Source organism: Lacibacter sediminis, from assembly GCF_014168535.1.
Taxonomy (GTDB): domain Bacteria; phylum Bacteroidota; class Bacteroidia; order Chitinophagales; family Chitinophagaceae; genus Lacibacter; species Lacibacter sediminis.
The window spans coordinates 1,360,690-1,382,748 of record NZ_CP060007.1 but is presented as its reverse complement, the minus strand read 5'-3'; the positions used below and the strand labels follow the sequence as shown (position 1 = coordinate 1,382,748).

Sequence of the window (22,059 nt, the reverse complement as noted above, 5' to 3'; positions counted from 1 at the left end):
GCAAACATTTGCGTAAATCAGGAATTTGACGTTTGGCTTACATCTGTATGTACGTGCAACCCGCATTCCTTGTTGCTTTTATCCTCCCACCACCAGCGGCCGGCACGGAAATCTTCGCCGGGGCGGATGGCTCTTGTACAGGGAGCGCAACCAATGCTTACAAAGCCTTTATCGTGTAAAGAATTGTAGGGAACATGATTTTCACGGATGAAGAGATTCAACTCATCCCATGTCCAATGAAGTATTGGATGAAACTTGATGATCTGGTTGCCTTCGTCCCACTCAAGTTGAGAGGTTGATTGACGATCAGGGCTTTGTTCGGCCCTTAAACCTGTTATCCAAAGCTGTTTGCCCTTTAATGCACGCTTCAATGGTTCCACTTTACGAATACCGCAACATTCTTTTCTGTTATCAGTTGATTCGTAAAAAGAATTCGGCCCTTTTTCCGTTACAAAAGACTGCAATTTTTCTGCATTGGGATAATAGGCATGAATTGGTTGATTGTAGGCTTCCAATGTTGAGCGCCAGGTGCTGTATGTTTCTGTGAACATACGACCGGTGTCAAGCGTAAACACATCAATGGGCAATTTTTCGGAAAAGATCAAATGACTGATGGCTTGATCTTCCAAACCAAAGCTGGTTGAAAAAACGATATTGCCTTCAAAACGTTCGCTTAACAACTGCAAAGCTGGTGCAGGATTTTTATCCTTCAGCAGACTTTCCAGTTCAGTTATTTGTTGTTGTAAACTCATGATCAATTAAAGTTTAAGCCTGCTAATTCAAGACTCTTTTTTTTCAACTTACGAACCTCAACATCTTCAATGATCGGTTCGGGAGAAAGAATGAGTGATGTACCGTTTTCTCTCCACCAGTTATTTTCTTTTAATTCTGTTGCATGCAACACGCCGACTAAATATTTACGATCGCTTTCAGCATGCCATTCTTCGATCCACTCAAACTTATCTTTAGGAATATAATTCCAATCATCGAAACTGAGGTATACTTTCAGATAGTAATCGTTGGTAAGTTCGTTTGGCTGATGGTAATACAGTTTCTTATACTCGTATTTATAATCGTAACGCAAGGCAGAGATATCGCTCAACACCGCAGATGCAGTTGGGAACGAACCTGCACCTTTTCCATAGAAGAATTGTTTATCAGAAAAAGAGCTTTCTACTACTGCTCCATTGTATTCGTTCTTTACAAAACTCAAATGATCATCATGCTTTACAAACTGCGGTAATACAAAGGCTGCGACTTTACCATTCTGTAATTTCTTTGCCTGTCCCACCAAACGAATCTCTAAATTTTTCTCACGGCCAACAGACGCATCAGAACCTTGAATATTTTGAATACCGGTGAACAATACATCATCCGGATGAGAAACAATACCGTATGCATGCAACAACAGGATCACCCATTTATTAACTGCATCCCAGCCATCCACATCCAAAGTTGGATCAGCTTCTGCAAAACCTAATTGCTGTGCCTGTAACAACGCTTGTTTGAAATCGAGTTTCTCTTCAAACATTTTTGTGAGGATATAATTGGTGCTACCGTTTACAATACCACGAATGCCATGCAAAAGATCATTATCATAATACTCTTCCAGGTTTCGGATAACAGGAATCGATGCACATGCCGAAGCTTCATATAAAAATGAGATACCCGTTTCAGTTTGCAGTTTTAATAACTCAGGTAAATGCTCAGCGATCATTTTCTTGCTGGCACTCACCACTTCTTTTCCACTCTTTAATGCAGTTGATACAATGTAAAAAGCCGGTTCACTTTCGTTGATCACTTCTACGATCACATTAATTTCAGGATCGTTGAGTAATACATCTCTATCTGTTGTAAATAGCTCGTCGGGAGCATTGCGTTTTTTATTCGGATTCTTGATACACACTTTTTTAATGCGTGCATTCAATGATGGTGTTTGCTGTAATACTTTGTACAAACCTTCTCCTACTACCCCAAATCCAAACAGTCCGATGACCAATTGTTTATCTGATGACATATTATTTGATTAATTGTTTCTTTAAATCTGTTTTTTGTGTTTGCTGTAAAAATTGATTGATGGCTTTGCTGATCTGATCGTATTCCAACAGGAAACCATCATGTCCATAAAACGATTCAATACTTTTAAAACTTGCGCCGCTGATCGTATTCGCCAGGAACTGTTGCTCACTAACCGGGAACAAGACATCATTACTGATACCGATCACCAATGTTCTTGCAGTAATTTCTTTTAACGCTCCTTCAATAGAAATGCGGCTCCGACCAACATTGTGTGAGTCCATTCCTTTGCTGAGAAAATAATAACTGAACGCATTATAGCGCTTTACTAATTTATCGCCCTGGTAACGTTGGTATGATTCACTTTTAAATGATTCCAACACATCATTGCTTTCTTCGATTTGACTGATGCCGTATGCATCATAATGACGATATGAAAGCAATGCAATACTTCTGGCAGCTTTCAAACCTTCAGTACCTGCATCTTCTGCTTTATTTTTCCAGGTTGAATCTGCCTCAATGGCCAAACGTTGTGATGCATTGAATGCAATGCCCCATGCTGAATGATACGCATTGGTTGCAATGGGAATAATATGTTCGAACAACTGCGGTTCTTCAATGGCCCACTCCAATAATTGTTGCCCGCCCATGCTGCCACCAATACCAATGTATATTTTTTCAATACCTAAAAACTTGCGCAACGGATCATATGCACGGATCATATCCCTTGTAGTAAACCAGGGAAAATCGTGATAGTATGGCTCATCTGTTAACGGATTAATATCCAACGGACCAATACTGCCATAAGCACTGCCGGGCATGTTCACACATACAATAAAATGCTTTGCAGGATCAAACAACTTTCCTTCACCAACTAATCCACTCCACCATTCTGACGGATCGCTGTTGGCAGTTAATGCATGAAAGATCCATACCGCATTGTCTTTTGCTTCATTCAATTGACCCAACGTTGTATAGGCCAAATGATATTGATTGAGCAATGCTCCCGACTCAAGTCTGAATGGTTTATTGTATGTAAAAATTTGTGTCGACATTTCTATTTTATCATCTTTTTGAATATTGGATCAGCTGTTGTTGTGTCACTCACTGCATCGTTCTGTATGTCATTCAGCTGAAAAAAGAGCAAAGCGTATAAGTGAATGACACAACGCAGGCACACAGAAGCACCTGCGTTGGTCACAAAAAACTATCCTACCAATTCTTTTTCAAATACTTTTTGAAAAGCCTGTTCCAAGTCTGCTTTAATATCATCAATATGTTCAATACCCACGCTTAAACGAACGAGATTAGGTGCAACACCACTTGCAATTTGTTCTGCTTCGCTTAACTGCTCGTGGGTTGTGCTTGCAGGATGAATCGCTAATGTTTTTGCATCTCCCACATTTGCTAAGTGACTGATCAGCTTCAATGAATTGATAAACTTCGCAGCATTTTCTTTCCCACCTTTAATCGCTACCTGTAATACACCACCATATCCATTGGTGAGATATTTTTTTGCCAGCTCATGATATGGATTACTTTTCAAACCTGGATATAATACATATTCAACAGATGGATGTTGCTCCAGCCATTCTGCTAATTTCTGTGCATTATCAACATGTCTTTGTACTCTAAGCGACAATGTCTCCAACCCTTGCAACAATAAAAATGAATTGAATGGGCTTTGTGCAGAACCAAAATCACGCAAACCTTCCACTCTTGCACGAATGATGAATGCGATGTTTGGTAACCCAAGTGGATTGCCTTCGCCAAACACATCCCAGAATTTTAAACCATGATAGCCTTCACTTGGTTCAGTAAACTGAGGAAACTTACCGTTGCCCCAATTGTAGTTACCGCCGTCAACAATAACACCGCCGATAGTAGTACCATGTCCGCCGATCCATTTTGTTGCACTTTCAACCACAATGTTGGCACCATGTTCAATGGGGCGGAATAAATAACCACCTGCACCAAATGTGTTATCAACGATCAATGGCAAATCATATTCTTTTGCTAAGTCAGCAAATTTTTTGAAATCAGGAATATTCAGACGTGGATTACCAATGGTTTCCAGGTAGATCGCTTTTGTATTTTTATCAATATGCTTTACAAAACTTTCTGCATCATCACCATCAGCAAAACGTGCTTCAATACCTAAACGTTTGAATGCAACCTTAAACTGATTGTAAGTGCCACCATATAAATAAGTAGTGGTTACAAAATTATCGCCTGCCTGTAAAATATTATTGAGTGCAAGAAACTGTGAAGCCTGTCCGCTACCAACTGCCAATGCTGCTACACCACCTTCAAGTGCAGCAATGCGTTGTTCAAACACATCGGTGGTAGGGTTCATGATACGGGTATAGATATTGCCAAATGCTCTTAAGCCAAACAGATCAGCAGCGTGTTCGCTGTTGTCAAAACCATAAGAAGTTGTTTGATAGATAGGCACTGCACGTGCTTTTGTTGTTGGATCAATTTGTTGACCGGCATGCAATTGCAATGTTTCAAAACGAAGAGTGTTGCTCATAATTAAGATTTAATGATTGAAGAATTAAGTAAAAAAGAAGAAGTGTGTGGTACCTCCCTGACAGGCAGGGTCGGAAAAGATATGTATGCCTTACGGCATACAACAAATACAACAACACTGCATGGCTGCAGTTAAAGAAATGTTTGTATTGTTGTTGCTGTTGTACATGAAGTATGTATGGCTAACAAAAGTAGTTGGCTTTACTGATTTATGCAAATTCTCATTTGCAAAAGTTTTGTCAATGCTTTTAATAACATTTGTTTGTTTCATCTGCTTTTTGTTTTTCTCCTTTCTTTTTTACCTATCTAAGAAACATTTTACGGAGAGCAGTTGTAAGAACAAACCTGTTCAAAACAAAAAAGCTCATCCGATAATATCAGATGAGCTTTTGCTATGTAATTGAACATTGTTAAGCTTGAAATCTGACTTATCTACCCTTTTCAGGATGGAATTGGCACCTTCCTTTCAACTGTAAAACAATTGAGAGAGGTTGCCAAGGCTTCATTGGGCCATTACCCTCTGCCTTTCTTGATAAGCGAACCGGTATTTTAATACCAGTGTTAAAAGAACTGCTGCAAAGTTAGCGGCAAAAACTGCAAACTGCAAAATTTCTTTGGCTAACAGTTGTTAAAGTGCCGGTTGTATTTCACGTGTAAGAATCAATGCTGCAAGTACTGACGGGATAAGTGCACGCAGGTGCGCTTTTTTCTCTGTCTCATTTTCGTAACGGAGCGGAATAGTAGCTGACACCTTTTTTAGTGGTACGGCTTCATTTTCCAGCATTACTTCAATACCATCCTGTTCATTGATGGTAAACCTGAATTGGTCACGCTGTTCCGTAATTGCCGATCCTTTTTTCATTTGATCATCATCATACTGAATGCGTCCCAATGTGTAACCATATTCGTTTCTTACAAACTGGAACAAACGGTTGAACATGCGTTTGCCAATGAAGATGCTGCGCTTGATCATTCCACTTTCAAGGCGGAAGCTCTCGGTGGCGGGGCTTAATTTTAAGGTGAAGCGATGTTCTCTCTGACCGTCGTGAAGAATCATTGGAACGGCGTTGTAAACGGCTATACCCATAGTGTAAGTTTTTTGCTTTGATAATTGGCAGATCGTAATTGAAGTTTAAGTTAGCATGAAGCGAGCCAAATCAAAATATCGAAACAGCCTAGTTTTCCACATAACAATTAATTAATATTGGCTTAACCGATTTACGTTGAAGTATCTTACTTCAAGTCCCTAGCTTGTTTAAACATCTAATCTTCTGAAAACCATTGGAGGACAATTCTAAAACCTAATAACTTTAGTAAAGGATTTCACGGTAAATTCGCTGTCCGGTCGTAAACGACCGGCAGGAGAAAAATTATGAGCGACTCAACTAATGATCAGATCGAAGTATCGGGAGCACGGGTACACAACCTCAAGAATATTGATGTAAGTATTCCTAAAAATAAACTGGTAGTGATCACCGGTATCAGCGGAAGTGGGAAATCATCGCTGGCATTCGATACCATTTATGCCGAAGGCCAACGCCGCTACATGGAAACATTTGGCGCTTATGCACGGCAGTTTGTGGGTGATATGGAGCGGCCTGATGTTGATAAGATCACGGGCCTCTCTCCTGTTATTTCCATTGAACAAAAGACCACTAATAAAAATCCACGCTCAACTGTAGGCACCATTACTGAAGTGTATGATTTCCTTCGCCTTCTTTATGCAAGAGCAAGTGATGCCTATTCGTATAACACGGGTAAGAAAATGGTGAAGTGGAGCGAAGAAGAAATTGTAGAGAATATTTTTAATCGCTTTGATGGACAGAAAGTTTCTTTACTTGCTCCGTTGGTTCGTGGACGTAAAGGACATTATCGTGAATTATTTGAAGACATCCGTAAAAAAGGTTATGTAAAAGTGAGGGTTGATGGTGAGATACAGGATATTACTCCAAAGATGCAGGTCGATCGTTATAAGATCCACGATATTGAAGTAGTGGTTGATCGTTTAAAAGTGAGTGACGATTTTCGTGTACGCATCAGCCAAAGTGTACAACAAACATTGAAGATCGGAAAAGACCTGATGTTCATTGAAACAGAAAAGACTGGCGTTGTTTCTTATTCAAAACAATTGATGTGTGAGGATACAGGGCTGAGTTATGAAGAACCATCACCCAATGCATTCTCATTTAACTCTCCTTATGGCGCATGCCCAACCTGCAAAGGATTGGGTAATGTTTACACAATTGATATGGAGTTAGTACTTCCTGATCAAACACTAACTGTAAAAGAAGGTGGCATTGCTCCACTGGGTGAAGAAAGAGATGCGAGTGTGTTTCAACAAGTGATCGCTTTTGCAAAAAAGTATAAGATTAAATTAGATGTGCCGGTAAAGAATCTTCCAAAAGAGCAACTGGACCTGTTATTATTCGGTGATAAAAATATCAGTGCAACATTGGAAGTTGATGCAAGTGATGAAACGGTTCCGCATGAATACACTGGCAGTTACGAAGGCATCATCCCCATGTTGAAGCGTTGGTTTGTTTCTGCACAAAGCACAGAAGGTTTGCGTGAATGGGTGACACAATTCATGACATTACAAACATGTGGCAGCTGCAATGGCGCCAGATTGAAAAAAGAAAGTCTCTGGTTTAAAATTGAAGACCGCAATATTGCTGAGTTAAGTGAACTCAATCTTGATAATCTTGCTGCCTGGTTTGACGGACTGGAATTACGCATCAGTAATAAACAGGCAGCAATCGCCAAAGATGTGTTGAAGGAGATCAGGGAACGATTACAGTTTTTATTGAATGTTGGTTTAACTTATCTAACATTAAATCGTTCGAGCAGAACGCTAAGCGGTGGCGAAAGTCAGCGTATACGTTTGGCAACGCAGATCGGATCTCAACTGCAGGGCATCACTTATATTTTAGATGAACCGAGTATTGGTTTGCATCAACGTGATAATCATCGGTTGATCGAAGCATTAAAAAATCTTCGTGACGTTGGTAACAGCGTGTTGGTAGTTGAACATGATAAAGACATCATGCTTGCGGCTGATCATTTGATTGATGTTGGTCCGCAAGCTGGTAAACATGGTGGAACAATTGTATCTGCCGGATCACCAAAAGATGTGCTCGAATCAAAAAGTGATACTGCCAAATATTTAAACGGGATCAAATCAATTGCCGTTCCAACAGAACGAAGAAAAGGCAATGGCAAACACATCGAATTAAAAGGAGCAAGTGGTAACAATCTCAACAACGTGAGTGCGAAATTTCCATTGGGCAAACTGATTGTTGTTACGGGTGTTAGTGGCAGTGGCAAGAGTACACTCATCAACGAAACACTCTATCCTATTCTCAGCAAATATTGCTATGAGTCAAAAGCAAATCCAATGCCTTACAAAAGCATTAAAGGATTGGAACATATTGATAAGGTGATTGAAATTGATCAGTCGCCTATTGGACGAACACCAAGAAGTAATCCCGCCACCTATTGCGGTTTCTTTACTGAGATCAGAACATTATTTTCTGCAGTGCCTGAAGCAAAGATCAGGGGTTATAATGCAGGTCGTTTTTCTTTTAATGTAAAAACAGGAAGATGCGACGTATGTGAAGGCGGTGGTATGCGTGTAATTGAAATGAATTTCTTACCTGATGTATATGTGCATTGTGAAAAATGTAATGGCAAACGTTACAATCGTGAAACACTTGAAATCCGTTACAAAGGAAAATCAATTGCTGATGTGTTGGATATGACAGTTGAAGAAGCAGTTGAATTCTTTCAACCTGTTCCATACCTCTATCGCAAAATAAAAGTATTGGAAGATGTTGGACTTGGTTACATCACACTCGGCCAAAGTGCTGTTACGTTAAGTGGTGGAGAAGCGCAACGTGTAAAACTATCAACCGAACTTGCAAAGAAAGATACCGGCAAAACATTTTATATTCTCGATGAGCCAACTACAGGTTTACACTTCCAGGATATTCAACACTTGCTTGATGTATTGAATAAATTAACCGATAGAGGCAATACAGTATTAGTAATTGAGCACAATATGGATGTAATAAAAGTTGCTGATCATATAATTGATTTAGGACCCGAAGGTGGTGATGGTGGTGGTGAAATTTTGTTTGAAGGAACACCCGAAGAATTACTCAACTGTAAAGCAAGTCACACCGCAAGATTTTTAAAGGTTGAATTATAGGTAAAAAAAAGCCCCCCGAACCAATGGGGGGCAACAGGATAGAGTACGGACCAAGAGAAACAAAGCAAAGCATGATGAAATAAATATCCGTCCAGGGTTCTCTCTTTAGATTTTCACAGGATTGGAAACTTGAGAAAGGGTTTCGGACTAACGTTTATTACATACTTTGCCAAATCATTGGAAATTGTCTTGGTTTACACTGGAAAAAAAATGAACAAAGCATGGTGAAATAAATATCGATCTGGTTCTCTTTTTCTTTTTCTCAAGATTAGATAAAATTGAGAAAAGGGGTACGGATTAACGTTTATTGCATACTTTGTTCAAAGAGTTTACATATTGATAGTTGATGTAATTAAAAGAATAAGCAAAGCATGGTGAAATAAATATCGGTCGCTGGTTCTCACTGGATTTTCACAGGATTGGAACATTATGAGAAGGGTACGGACTAACGTTTATTGCATACTTTGCTTAAGAAGTTATAGATAGAGTTTTTTCTTAAAGATGTAGAGTACTACATAGAGTGTAACTAATCCTACACGAAGTAACCAAATAGTCAGCTCGGGATTGTTAGATAGCGCTCTTGCTTTTGTTTTGGGGATTTCAGTTTTCATTTTTTAGGGATTTGGGTATGGGTATGGATAAAAATAATTCGCTAAAAGTATTGCGGACATTTCATTGAGTTCTTATTTCGGAACCAGTCGGCATAAACATCGCCGATCTTCCACGTAAGTCTGAATGTACTGGAGAAATAAGAATCATTTTTTAATGGGTTACCTCTTTTCTTACCGGTGCGGTAAGGAGTATAAGCCGGATTTGAATTCGGATAAAATGAACTTGGATTGGCCAGGTATTTAGCATACGTTGCCTGTGTTGGTGTCAAGTATTGATCGAACAAGGCCGGATCAATAAATTTATTACTTACATCATCAATATAATCACTACCTGTTTTGCGATGGATAAGTTCAACTGCAAATGTTACACGTTCAGTAATATCATATTTGATGCCTACGCCCATTGGAATAGCATAATTCACTAGACTGTATTCAGGAATTCCTGTTTCAACCATTCCTTGTCCTTCTAAACGGAGTGGTTTCAGATCGATCCATGATTCATTACCTGCAGGATCTTTATACAAGCCCTGTGGCTTAAATTTAAACACACCGAAGCCAACGATACCATATGGACGGAAACGTGGTAACCCTGATCCGTTCTTTAAGCTGATAAATGCTGTAGGATAAATTTCAAGTGCGGCGTAAGCTTCGTATAAAGGTGAGCGGAATGTAAGGTTCCTGTATTTTCTTGAACCTTCCCATGTATCAGCCGGTTGCTTTTGTTTTACCAGGCGATCATCACCTTCCATTTTACCATAGTTACCTGACAAACGGAACCCAATCCACTCTGCAGGATAATAAGAAGCAGAAATACCAATGATCGCATTCGTTACAGGAAGATTGTTGTCTTTAGGGCCATAGCCTCCTCTTCCACGGTTACCACCAAGGTCACCAAGAAAACTCATCGGGCCTAAATCTAAACCAATTTCAAAACGGGAATTTGCAGAAGATAATCCAATCTGTGCATTCAGTTCTTGAATGCTGCTTAGCATAAGCAGTAATGCGTACAGGGAAATGTACAATGTACGTAGTTTCATAGAATCGGATGTTTGGTTTTTCTTGTATTGGATACGACAAGGCAATATTAGAGAACTAATTCTGAAGTTCAAAATTTTTTCTTTCTCATTATCGGTGGAAACCCTTACTGACATAGGCTTTTAAGCAGTTTTACTTGTGGTGTTAAGTAAAATTACCTATTCCTTTTCACAATTCCGAATCATTTCTATATGCTCAATATTATCTTCCAGATAAATCTCACTTGTTTGCTCAAAACCGAGTGATGAATAAAACTTAAACAGGTAAAACTGTGCTCCAATTTTGATATCTGTATTTCCAAATAGCTCTTTGCACTGCTGAATAGCAATCTGCATCAACTCTCTGCCAACTCCTGTACCTCTTGCAGCAGGGCTTGTAACTACTCTGCCTATTGAAGGTTCATTTTCATAAGAAACACCAACCGGCAACAATCGAACATAGGCCATTAGCCTATCCTCTTCATCAACGCCCATCAAATGCCAGCCTTTCTGATCTTTATAATCAGCATCCTGGTACACGCAGTTTTGTTCTACTACAAATACTTCATTACGCAACCACATGATGTTGTATAACTCGTATGGCGTTAATGCTTCAAATTTCTTCAAGTTCCAATTTAGTTTCATCATCGTCCGGGTGTTGGTACTACAGGCAAACTTTCATTACCGTTTTCGTTAACGGATTGCACTGCGAAAAAATAATTGTCTTTTGAGTAAGGTAATTTCACATTAGTTTCAGTTGTAAAAATTTTCTTTTGCCAAACAGCACTTGTTGTTTCACGCAGCAACACATAATAGCCCTTCACTTTTCCCACTGCAGGCTGTTTCCAACTGATGAGCGAATAATTGGTTAAACTTCTTGTTTCAATCTTTACTTCTAATGGCATTGCTGGTGCTTTTGCAAGATTCGCTAATGATGCAAGATTGATTCCCGTATTCTTTGCCAGATAAACGAAATCCATAAACTCGGGTAAGTCACCAAACTGTACTCCTTTGTCCGTGCGTAAATCCTGGTGTTGATGATTGAAGTTTTCATTCATCTCAGTAATCCGTACTGCCGCAAATCCTTTTTGAATAAACGGTGTGTGATCACCACCACGTAAAAATCGATCGTTACGATACACCATCACCACTTCTAAATTATCTACATAACGCTCGCCGATTTCTTTTACATAACGTGCCAACTGTCTTGACTTTCCATCATTCTCCAAACCAAGATTGCGGATGTTTGCTGCAGCTTTATCTAATTCATACGCAGGCAATCCTTCGCTGAACACACGCACTTTTGTATTGTTGATGATATTTGTTTCACTGCTGTTGTTTGAACCCATAATATCATTGTTCAACACCGCTTCTATGATCCAGTTTTGATCTTTTGCTTTCCCTGCCATAAAATTCGCACCTAACAAGCCTTGTTCTTCACCACTTACAGCAACAAAAATGATCGTAGCAGAAAACTCATACTTACTCATGATGCGTGCACACTCAAGCACTGCAGCCACACCACTTGCGTCATCATTTGCACCGGGTGCTTCGCTGGTTGTATTCATTACATCTGTAACACGACTATCTAAATGACCGCTGATAACGAAGATGCGTTGATCAGCAGTATTGGTTCCCTTCAAAATCGCCATAGCGTTGCCAAGGTTCACCGGTTTGCTGATGCGTCTGCCGTCGGGCTGTAAAGTTGTTGTATCAACAAAGGCCGTCATTCGTCCATTTGATTGCTTGGCAAACTCTTTAAACTTTGCTACCACCCATTCACGTGCTGCACCAATGCCTTGTTTGGGATCAGTAACCGTACTCATGGTATGGCGAGTACCGAAACTCACCATTTTCAGAATGTAAGCTTTGAGTGAATCAGGCGAAATAGCAGTGACCATCTTTTCAATTTCAGGATCACGCTGAATAGTGGTTTGGGCATTGATTCCTTGTAACAGGAACAGGCAAACAAAAACGAACAAAGAAACTTGCTTCATAAAGTTGATTGATTAATAATTATACTTTTCTTTCCAGAGCTGTTTCAGAAATCTCCGCAGCTCCTCCTCTCTTATATTTTTACCGGGTTCATAAAATTTTGTTCCAACAATTTTCTCGGGTAAATATTCCTGTGATGAAAAATTGTTTTCATAGCTGTGTGAATACTGATACCCTTTACCGTAGTCCATATTCTTCATCAGCTTTGTTGGCGCATTACGGATATGCAGAGGAACAGACAAATCGCCAAATTGTTTAACAGCAGCCATCGCATTGCCTATGGCAACAGTAGCCGTATTACTTTTTGCACTCGAAGCGAGATAAATGACACATTGCGATAAAATAAGTTGCGACTCAGGATAACCGATCTTATTCACCGCATCAAACGTAGCATTGGCGAGTAACAATGCATTGGGATTTGCATTACCGATATCTTCACTTGCAAGTATTAATAAACGACGTGCAATGAATTTTACATCTTCTCCACCTTCGATCATTCTTGCCAACCAATACACAGCCGCATTGGGATCGCTGCCTCGAATGGATTTGATAAATGCAGAGATAATATCATAATGCTGCTCACCGCTTTTATCGTACAACGCCATTTTTTGCTGAACAGTTTGTAACACCGACTCATCTGTAATCAGCATTTCATTACCAGAACTGTCAGTAACAATTTCTAACAGGTTTAATAATTTCCTTGCATCACCACCACTTAACCGAATCAATGCTTCCGTTTCTTTTAATTCGATCTTCTTTTCTTTCAACACAACATCATCTGTAATTGCTTTCTGTAGCAACTGAACAAGATCATGTTCATCCAATGCTTTCAATACAAATACCTGGCAACGGCTGAGCAAGGCGCTATTCACTTCGAACGATGGATTTTCTGTGGTAGCACCAATCAATGTGATAATTCCTTTTTCAACAGCACCTAACAATGCATCCTGTTGACCTTTATTGAAACGATGGATCTCATCAATAAATAAAATGGCTTTTGTTTCCTGTTTCGCCTGCTCAATTACTTCACGCACATCTTTTACACCACTGCTGATGGCACTTAACTGGTAATACGTAGCACTTACGTTATGTGCAATGATATTGGCAATAGTTGTCTTCCCAACACCCGGAGGGCCCCACAAGATCATACTGGGAATGTTGCCGCTGGCAATTGCTTTTTGCAGAATACCGCCTTGCCCCGTGAGGTGTTGCTGACCAACAAGGTCGGTCAATTGTTTTGGACGTAACCGTTCTGCCAATGGAGCCTGCATGCAGGCAAGTTATAGTAATTATGGAAATTTAAGACAGCAGATATGAGAAATGGCAACACCCTTTTATGGGTGATAAAGTTTTAAAAAAGCATCGATTTTATTGAAAGCATCGAAGTAAATCAATGGGCTCCAATCGCCATGACCGCCTCCGGGATATAATACATATTGATTGGGCACGCTAACTGTATTCAACTTGTCTTTCAATATTTCTGATTGCGAAGGCGCAACAACAATATCGTTGCTGCCGTGCAGCAACAATGTTGGGGAACTGCTGCTCACAACAAAATTGAATGGCGATGATTGCTGGTAAAGAGTAAGGTTAGAAGTTGGGGTAGCACCGGTAACTGAAGCGAGCAACACCGGCACCAATGGATTAGGCGGATTGTTATACATCTGCACCAATTCTGTTGGACCGAAAAACGAAACAACAGCTTTCATTTTCACCGGGGCTGAGTATTTGTATGCATGCAGCAAAGCAAGATGTGCGCCGGCACTTGCGCCGATGACTCCAAACCGATCAGTTATTCTGTACTCTTCCCGTTTGCTGTAAATAAATTCTACTGCCGCTTTTACATCCTCCTCTTGAGTAGGAAAAAGATTCTGTCCATTTGCTGCCAACCGATAGCTGATGTTGAAGATGGCGTATTGCGGAACACGGCGTTTCAGTGTATCAACATAAGCATTAAGGTCGGCACGACTGCCTTCCGTCCAGCCACCTCCATGAATAAGAATCAGTACAGGAGTTGCAGTGGTGCTTCTGCCCGAAGGCAGGTAAACATCCATTGCCTGCTTTGCATCTGTTCCGTATTTCACGTTGAGCAATGTTTGTGCGCCATTGGCATCTTTATCCTTTTTCTTACAGGAAAAGAGAGTGATGGCAGCAACCAAACTAAGTAGAAGAATGCGCATAGGTTTCGTTTGTATAAAGAAACGAAGAAGAAGCGGAAGTATTGCTAACGAGCTTTTCTAAGCTCTTACTTCTCTGTATTTTTCACAAATAAGTTTGAATGTTTTTTTACTAGGATTAATGTGATGACAATATGCACCACAAGAGCAAGCATGTAAAAGAGACTAAATAAGAACCCAGCTTTAAGTAAGGTAAGAATATAAGTTTCAGACAACATAGAGCCTGATGGTTGCAAGCCAGCTATGTCTTTTGCCATTTTTTTGACTCCTGATTGGTCAAACCAAATCTGATACATCTTCCATAGATTATACCCTACGTATATAATAGACCCAAATGCATTAACCCTTATAAAATCACGAAACGACACTTTAAAAGTTTGGTTAGCCTTAATGCCCTTTTGTAGAAATAGAAAGCTTGCAAACGTGTATAATACGACTGTTAAAAGAATAAAAGTCTCAATCAATAATTCAGGATTAGCCAAAGCTATTAAAATTGACAACAATACCGATATCACTGCCAAAATCCCAATTATCAAAAGGAAAAAAGATAAAATATTATATAATAGCCTCATGTTACTCTTTGGGATTGCTTTCTTCAACACCAATAGAATTTAAGATTGAATTCAATTTATTTTCCTGATTCCTTTTCAGCACATTCATGAGTTGAATTTGCCAGATGAAAATTAATAAACTGACAATTGAAAAAACAACTAAACACAAAATTAAAGCAGTACCATTGGAATTAGAGGCTCCTTTACCTAAGTAAAAACCAAAAGAAGTAAATACAAGGGTAATGAGAAAAAGCAGAGCTACAAATCCAACAAACACCAATCCTAAAACATATATAACTTTGATCGCCCCAGTCAATTTACGAAAAGGGAAGTACGTTTTTAAAACATAGATATAAAGAATATTAAAGAGCAAGAAAATCACCCCGCCAGCCTCAACTGTTACAATATTTGATTTCACTTCCGCTCCGCCTTGATTAGCTTGATAAAGCTTCAATATAACAACAAGAAGCATTATCAACCAGAATGCTGCATTTACATAATTCAATATCAATAATGCTTTCCATTTGCCTTTTAACATCTGCAATCCTATTTCAAATCCAATTTTATCTGCAACTCATCAAACTGCTTTGCAGCAATTTCACTTGGCGCATCGAGCATCACATCTCTTCCTGAATTGTTTTTCGGGAAGGCGATAAAGTCACGGATGCTTTCGCTGCCGCCGAGGATTGCACATAAACGATCGAACCCAAACGCAATACCACCATGCGGCGGCGCACCATATTCAAACGCACCCAATAAGAAACCGAATTTGTGTTGCTGTTCTTCTGCATCCATACCCAATGCTGCAAACATTTTTTCCTGCAGCTCACGTTGGTAGATACGGATAGAGCCACCACCAATTTCATTTCCGTTCAACACCATATCATATGCATTGGCTTTGATGCCGGCATATGGATGCTCAAGGTATTTATCAAGATCATCCACCTTTGGACTGTTATTGATCATGATATCAATATGTGCTGGTTTTGGACTAGTAAACGGATGATGCCTTGCTACCCAACGGCCGGCTCCGCCTCCATCCTGATCTTCCAATGCAAATTCAAACAATGGAAAGTCGAGCACCCACAATAATTTAAAATCATCAGCTTTACGCAAGCCAAGCTTATCAGCCATGTACATACGCAGATCGCTGATGGCTTTACGTGTACGTTCTTCTGCTCCTGCAAGTATGAGAATCAAGTCACCTGCTTTTGCATTGCTTGCTTCAGCAATGGCTTTTAATTTCTCTTCGCTGTAAAATTTATCGACACTGCTTTTGTATGTTCCGTCTGCATTGCATTTGATGAATACCAAACCCTTCATACCAATTTGCGGACGTTTCACCCACTCCGTTAATTCATCTGTTTGCTTACGTGTATATTCACTGCAGCCAGGCACTGCTATAGCAACTACCGTTTCTGCTTCATCAAACACTTTAAAATCTGCGCCATCAATTAATACCGATTGGCTCTGTTTAGTTGGGAACGTATGTGCCGGGAACTTGATATTGCAAACCTTCATGTCGAAACGAATATCCGGCTTGTCGTTACCGTATTGCCACATGGCTTCTTCCCAAGTCATACGCTCAACAACTTCGGTGTAGTCGATGTTCTTTACATCTTTAAAGATCGACTTGATCATCCCTTCAAACATGTTCAGAATATCTTCCTGTTCTACAAATGCCATTTCACAATCGATCTGTGTAAATTCCGGTTGACGATCGGCACGCAGATCCTCATCACGAAAACATTTCACCACCTGGTAGTAACGATCGTATCCGCTCACCATCAACAATTGCTTAAATGTTTGCGGGCTTTGTGGTAACGCATAAAACTGTCCGGGGTTCATACGGCTCGGCACCACAAAATCTCTTGCACCTTCAGGAGTAGATTTAATCAGGAATGGTGTTTCAATATCCATGAAACCATTACCATGCAAATAGTTTCTTGCAGCACGGTTCACCGCATAACGTAATTCAATATTCCGTTTCACTGCATTACGACGCAGATCAAGGAAACGATATTTCATACGCAGATCATCGCCACCATCTGTATCGTCCTGGATAGTAAAAGGAGGAACGGCTGATTTATTCAGGACCTTAAATTCAGTAATGAGAATTTCAATATCGCCGGTGGCAATGTTCGGGTTCTTGTTACTACGCTCACTAACGGTGCCGGTTGCCTGCAATACAAACTCACGGCCAAGTGGATTTTCATCCAGTACTTTATTCAGTTCTTCGCCAAACAACAACTGCGTGATGCCGTAACGGTCACGCAAGTCAACAAATGTGATGCTGCCAAACTTACGAACGGTTTGCACCCAGCCGGCCAGGGTTACAGAGTTACCAACATGATTACTTCTTAATTCGCCACAGGTATGAGAACGATACATAGTAAAGTTTAAAATTGAAAGTTGAAAGTTGAAAGTTCAGCATCCTGAAGATTTCATCACTCAACATAAACGGTTTGCTAAGGTGCGCAAAGATAACTATTGAGCGGTAACCTTCCGAAGCAGATTCAGGCTGTTTTTCGTTCTGTTTGATGGCTCAGCTCTTCCTTTAATGCTTCTTCGGTTTGAACAATTACTTTTTCTCTGAATTTTCGGTTTACGAAATACAGCAAGTAATACACGAAAAGAATTAATAAGCCGATGCTGAATGGGATCAACGACATATTGCGAAGCCCGAACTTCCCTTCGTCCCAACCATAAAACTCACCGATCATCCAGGTACAGTTGGCTGTGATCCAGAATACCACCGCCAGGTTATGCACCAGTTCAGAGAATATCTTTCTTGTTTGCCAGGTAATAATCAATGCCGCCAACATGGTTGGAACGATCATGATCAGCGCCGGTATGTGAAGGTTCAGTGCCCAACATGCATCTTTAATAAGCCAGAAAAGGATGTGCAGATTTTCAATACGACGAAACCGTGCCGGAATGGAATAGATCAGGTTATTACTCATGTTTGCTAAGCATTTGGGAAGCCGTAAAAATAAGGAATGGTGTTGAAGGGTGTGTAAGCTTTATGCTGCGAGTGCCCACCCTTTGTCGTTCGCCCACAAAAAAGGCGAGCAGTTTCACCACTCGCCTCTAACTATATTCCACTTTCTGATTTAGCTAAACATTTCCCTCACCCGTTCAAAGAAACCCTTTTCCCCTTTTTCCGGTTTGGGTTGAAAGTTTTGCCCTTGTTGTAATTTCTCCAACATGGCTTTTTCTTCTGATGTGAGATGCTGAGGCGTCCAAACATTTACATAAATAAGTTGATCACCTTTTTCATAGCTCTGCACAGCAGGGAAACCTTTACCTTTTAAACGAAACACTTTACCACTTTGCGTACCAGGCGGTATTTTTATTTTTGCCCGACCATCAATGGTTGGCACTTCGGCCTGTATACCAAACACAGCATCAGGGAATGAGATGTGCAGGTCATACGCCACATTCAAACCATCACGGTGCAAATGAGCATGTGCTTCTTCTTCGATCAACACGATCAAATCACCCGGAGCACCACCACGTTCGCCCATATTTCCCTTACCACTCACATTCAGCTGCATGCCTTCCTGTACACCTGCCGGTATATCAATGGTAATATTTTCTTCGCCATATACCCGGCCTTCACCTTTACAAGAAGTACACTTGTGCGCAATGGTTGAACCTTCACCATTACAGGTTGGACAGGTTGTAACCGTCTGCATTTGCCCGAGGAAGGTATTTTGTACACGTCTTACCTGGCCGCTGCCACCGCAGGTACCGCAGGTTTGCATGCTGCTTTTATCTTTTGCACCGGTTCCGCCGCAGGTATTACAGCTAACGTATTTTTTTACTTTGATCGTTTTGCTGGCACCTTTTGCGATCTCTTCATAATTCAATTTGATACGAACACGAAGATTGCTTCCTCTCACTCCTCTGGCTCTTCCGCCACCACCGCCTCTGCGTTGGCCTCCGCCGAAGAAACTACCAAATACATCATCACCGAAAATATCTCCAAACTGACTGAAGATATCATCCATGTTCATGTTCTGACCGCCACCAAATCCACCACGGCCATTACCACTTACGCCCGCATGTCCGTAACGATCGTATTGTGACTTCTTCTCAGCATCACTTAAAATTTCGTAAGCCTCGGCCGCTTCTTTAAACTTCTCTTCGGCTTCTTTGTTTCCGGGATTACGGTCGGGGTGATATTGCATCGCAACTTTGCGGTACGCCTTTTTGATCTCGTCCGCTGAAGCAGATTTGCTTACCCCCAGTATTTCGTAAAAATCTCTTTTTGTTGACATATATAGCTACTAGCTTTTAGCTGCAAGCTTTTAGTAAAACGCAAACCAGCTTGCAGCGAGTGGCTTGCGGCTGGTGGCTTATTTTCCTACCACCACTTTTGCAAAGCGGATGATCTTATCGTTAAGTAAATATCCTTTTTCAATTTCATCGATCACTTTCCCTTTCATCCCTTCGGGTGCAGGAATTTCCGTAATGGCTTCGTGCTTATCGGCATCAAAATCCTGTCCTTTTGTTTCCATAGCCTTCAGACCACGGTTTTGTAAAGTTGAGCGGAGTTTATGAAACACCAGCTTCACACCTTCATCCACACCACCATTTTTCGCCAGTTCAGCTTCTGCACGATCTGTATCATCAAGTACTTCCAGCATGGAAACAATTACTTCCTTCCCGGCTGTTTGCATTTGCTCCACTCTCTCTTTTGCTGTTCGGCGACGGAAATTGTCGAATTCGGCCATGAGGTAGAGATATTTTTTCTTCTCTTCTTCCACAGCTTCTTTCAACTTTTCCAGTTCTGTTTCTTCAGCAATTTGCTCATTGAGGTGGTTCACACCTGCAATGTTTTCATCCGTATTAATATTTTCGCTGAAAGCAGTATTGTTCAGTTCAGCTGCGTTTTGTTCTGTCATTTCGTTCGTCTTTTCTTCCATAAAAGGTAAAATTGTCGGCAAAGGTAAGCTGGTCAAGAATATTGCCAATGGCTGAATTGGGACAAATTGTCCTGATTATTTGTGGAAGTAACCGAATTGTACTTACAGCCCTGTTAGAAATACCATTTACTAACCCGAAAACATAGAAAAGTCTTTATCGGTTTTTCAGAATCTCGAAATGATAAAAAAGGCCAGCATTTCCGATTGTAAAATTGTTATTTTGATTTGTTCGGGCAGTGACTTCACTGGGAATGACATAAGTGAAATTCAATTTGTGTCGGCCGAACGAACACCCCAAACCTGTATTAAAATTAAACCAGCCATTTACAATGTCGACCCGCTCTCTCTTCGATTCCTGATACCGAATAAAAGGAATGTTCCCGTTTTGAACGCCTTCTTCTTTAGATTGGTAAGACTCATCTACTCCATTCTGCTTTTTTAAAGTAAAGTGATAAGAAAGACCAGCTGTCATAAAAAACTTAACTTTTTTAGTTGGGTTGAAAACAAAAAAACCGAAGAAGTTTGTAAAAAGCGTGGGTATGCTTGAGGAATAAGTGTAATTGTATTTGGTAGTAAAATAATATGCTGGGCTAACCGTAGTTAAAAAAGAGTCTTTTTGAGTGAAGTTTACTTTAATATGGTTATAACTTACACCTAAGCCTAGGCCTGCTCTTTGAAATTTACCGGGCAACGCAAAAATCAAATCAAGTCCTAAGGATGGAGATATTGAAGCTGGAAGCTTCACCATTGTAGCTCTTGGGTCTTGTAATTGTGTTGGAAAGAAATTAATGTAAGCTCCGGTTTTTAGCTCTATCGATAATCCGGGTTTAACAGTCTCGTACTGGATTTGGTTGGATGAATTTGCACCGTTGATATAGTTTACAATCTTTCCAATCTTTTCTGCACTATAGGTTATTTTATTATTTTCCCAAATGTAACTATCTGCTAAACCCTCCTCCACAAGATACCGGTACAACTGTTGCTTAAATTGCTCATCTTCTATTAATTCCACATCTGACTTTCTTACTCTGTATATAAGCTCTGCAATTTCTTTGTTCTTGTTTTCAATAAAAAAATAGTCTCGTTCAGGAAGCACCAGTTCATATAATTGGAATTTACCCCTTCTAACTATTTTTAACATCACCTCCTTTGTAATTACACTGTCTGAAAACTGTTCAGGAATAAGTAAACCTGAAAGCGGATTAAGATGATAGGTAACAGTTTTCCTCACATAGTGTGTTTTGCCTGATACACCAAATCCCAGCATGTCTCTAAGACCCAAAGTAATCGTTCTCTTCCCGTCAATAATTTTTATTTCCGTTGGATTTATTGCCCAGTCTTTAAAGGAAATCTGGCAAGTGACAGTGTCGGAAGAGAGATTAATATAATATCCGGGTAAGGTCTTTGTTTGAGCCAAAACGCTGTGTGTAAATACCAAGAAAACAACCGTAAATATTTTTTTCATAGGTACTAAAAATAATGATTAATACAATAGCCCGACATGCATTTACCTGGCTTTCAATAATCCAAGCAAACCAACTTATTTCATCCCTAAACGAGCCACGTAAATCAAAAAGCACCCGTTTCCGGATGCCTTACCTAAACATAAAACAGAAAAATTTATTCTACTACTCTTATGTTCCATTGAAAAGGCGGTGTTTCCATAAAACCCATACATACAGCACAGTTTGTTTCAACCGGCTTATCTATAATTACTGCCTTGAATGTATCGCCCACCTTTATCCCCGTTTTTCCAAAATCGCAATGATTCTTTACGGTAAATACATTTTTATACTCCTTACCTGAAGGATCGGTCCAATCCATACCACGTCCTTTCCCGTCAGCATCTTCGATCTGCACAATATGAAAGGCACAGAACGATGCAAGCAATTTGGCTTTGAAATTTCCTTCAGGTGGATAGAGTTTACTACATGCTGCAATCAATAACAGAGCACAGACTAATAAAAGATGATAAGGTTTCATAAGTGCTTTTTTTTGATTGACCCACGCACAATTGATTTCGTTG

Annotated in this window: 19 protein-coding genes and 1 riboswitch; of the genes, 1 reads left to right on the top strand and 18 read right to left on the bottom strand. The window is 40.1% G+C overall.

Going from position 1 to position 22,059, the window contains the following annotated elements; translation table 11 throughout:
• Nucleotides 1-17 precede the first annotated feature (17 nt).
• The 5 genes from H4075_RS06030 to H4075_RS06010 form a co-directional block, all read right to left on the bottom strand.
• On the bottom strand, nucleotides 18-752 hold the full coding sequence (locus tag H4075_RS06030) for a phosphoadenylyl-sulfate reductase (RefSeq protein ID WP_182805084.1): 735 nt from the start codon (nucleotides 750-752) through the stop codon (nucleotides 18-20).
• Between the two features lie 2 nt (nucleotides 753-754).
• Nucleotides 755-2,017: a homoserine dehydrogenase gene (locus H4075_RS06025; RefSeq protein WP_182805083.1), complete on the bottom strand. Its 1,263-nt coding sequence runs from the start codon at nucleotides 2,015-2,017 to the stop codon at nucleotides 755-757.
• 1 nt (nucleotide 2,018) lies between these two features.
• Nucleotides 2,019-3,071 (bottom strand): homoserine O-acetyltransferase family protein, encoded by a 1,053-nt coding sequence (locus tag H4075_RS06020; protein WP_182805081.1) that lies wholly within the window; start codon nucleotides 3,069-3,071, stop codon nucleotides 2,019-2,021.
• Nucleotides 3,072-3,223: 152 nt separating this feature from the next.
• Nucleotides 3,224-4,549 (bottom strand): O-acetylhomoserine aminocarboxypropyltransferase/cysteine synthase family protein, encoded by a 1,326-nt coding sequence (locus H4075_RS06015; protein WP_182805079.1) that lies wholly within the window; start codon nucleotides 4,547-4,549, stop codon nucleotides 3,224-3,226.
• A 424-nt stretch (nucleotides 4,550-4,973) separates the two neighbouring features.
• Nucleotides 4,974-5,087: riboswitch (SAM riboswitch) on the bottom strand.
• An 89-nt stretch (nucleotides 5,088-5,176) separates the two neighbouring features.
• Entirely contained in the window at nucleotides 5,177-5,635 is a 459-nt protein-coding gene (locus H4075_RS06010; protein WP_182805078.1) for a hypothetical protein, read from the bottom strand.
• 285 nt (nucleotides 5,636-5,920) lie between these two features.
• Between H4075_RS06010 and uvrA the strand changes: the two genes are divergently transcribed.
• A complete protein-coding gene (uvrA, locus tag H4075_RS06005) occupies nucleotides 5,921-8,755 on the top strand; it encodes an excinuclease ABC subunit UvrA (RefSeq protein ID WP_182805076.1) in 2,835 nt (944 codons plus the stop codon).
• A 652-nt stretch (nucleotides 8,756-9,407) separates the two neighbouring features.
• Here uvrA and H4075_RS06000 read toward each other — a convergent pair.
• From H4075_RS06000 to H4075_RS05940, 13 genes are all read right to left on the bottom strand, one after another.
• Entirely contained in the window at nucleotides 9,408-10,403 is a 996-nt protein-coding gene (locus H4075_RS06000) for a hypothetical protein (protein ID WP_182805074.1), read from the bottom strand.
• A gap of 156 nt (nucleotides 10,404-10,559) precedes the next feature.
• The gene (locus H4075_RS05995; RefSeq protein ID WP_220494864.1) at nucleotides 10,560-11,027 is read right to left on the bottom strand and encodes a GNAT family N-acetyltransferase; all 468 of its coding nucleotides are present in this window, start codon (nucleotides 11,025-11,027) and stop codon (nucleotides 10,560-10,562) included.
• Nucleotides 11,024-12,376, bottom strand: coding sequence for a M28 family metallopeptidase (locus tag H4075_RS05990; protein WP_182805072.1), 1,353 nt, complete (start codon nucleotides 12,374-12,376; stop codon nucleotides 11,024-11,026). The genes H4075_RS05995 and H4075_RS05990 overlap by 4 nt, the downstream gene beginning before the upstream one ends.
• 12 nt (nucleotides 12,377-12,388) lie before the next feature.
• Nucleotides 12,389-13,645 carry a replication-associated recombination protein A gene (locus H4075_RS05985; RefSeq protein ID WP_182805070.1) on the bottom strand — a complete coding sequence of 419 codons (1,257 nt, stop codon included), beginning with the start codon at nucleotides 13,643-13,645 and terminating at the stop codon, nucleotides 12,389-12,391.
• Nucleotides 13,646-13,708: 63 nt separating this feature from the next.
• On the bottom strand, nucleotides 13,709-14,554 hold the full coding sequence (locus tag H4075_RS05980; protein WP_182805068.1) for an alpha/beta hydrolase: 846 nt from the start codon (nucleotides 14,552-14,554) through the stop codon (nucleotides 13,709-13,711).
• 65 nt (nucleotides 14,555-14,619) lie between these two features.
• Nucleotides 14,620-14,847, bottom strand: a complete 228-nt coding sequence (locus tag H4075_RS05975) for a hypothetical protein (protein ID WP_182805066.1) — start codon at nucleotides 14,845-14,847, stop codon at nucleotides 14,620-14,622.
• Between the two features lie 277 nt (nucleotides 14,848-15,124).
• Nucleotides 15,125-15,640: a hypothetical protein gene (locus H4075_RS05970; RefSeq protein WP_182805064.1), complete on the bottom strand. Its 516-nt coding sequence runs from the start codon at nucleotides 15,638-15,640 to the stop codon at nucleotides 15,125-15,127.
• An 8-nt stretch (nucleotides 15,641-15,648) separates the two neighbouring features.
• The gene (gene aspS / locus H4075_RS05965) at nucleotides 15,649-17,493 is read right to left on the bottom strand and encodes an aspartate--tRNA ligase (RefSeq protein WP_182805062.1); all 1,845 of its coding nucleotides are present in this window, start codon (nucleotides 17,491-17,493) and stop codon (nucleotides 15,649-15,651) included.
• A gap of 125 nt (nucleotides 17,494-17,618) precedes the next feature.
• Nucleotides 17,619-18,065 carry a hypothetical protein gene (locus H4075_RS05960; RefSeq protein ID WP_182805060.1) on the bottom strand — a complete coding sequence of 149 codons (447 nt, stop codon included), beginning with the start codon at nucleotides 18,063-18,065 and terminating at the stop codon, nucleotides 17,619-17,621.
• A 150-nt stretch (nucleotides 18,066-18,215) separates the two neighbouring features.
• Nucleotides 18,216-19,385, bottom strand: coding sequence for a molecular chaperone DnaJ (gene dnaJ / locus H4075_RS05955; RefSeq protein ID WP_182805058.1), 1,170 nt, complete (start codon nucleotides 19,383-19,385; stop codon nucleotides 18,216-18,218).
• A gap of 78 nt (nucleotides 19,386-19,463) precedes the next feature.
• Nucleotides 19,464-20,033 (bottom strand): nucleotide exchange factor GrpE, encoded by a 570-nt coding sequence (locus H4075_RS05950; protein ID WP_182805056.1) that lies wholly within the window; start codon nucleotides 20,031-20,033, stop codon nucleotides 19,464-19,466.
• Nucleotides 20,034-20,187: 154 nt separating this feature from the next.
• Nucleotides 20,188-21,498, bottom strand: a complete 1,311-nt coding sequence (locus H4075_RS05945) for a hypothetical protein (protein WP_182805054.1) — start codon at nucleotides 21,496-21,498, stop codon at nucleotides 20,188-20,190.
• A 155-nt stretch (nucleotides 21,499-21,653) separates the two neighbouring features.
• Nucleotides 21,654-22,016: a hypothetical protein gene (locus tag H4075_RS05940; RefSeq protein ID WP_182805052.1), complete on the bottom strand. Its 363-nt coding sequence runs from the start codon at nucleotides 22,014-22,016 to the stop codon at nucleotides 21,654-21,656.
• Nucleotides 22,017-22,059: the final 43 nt, after the last annotated feature.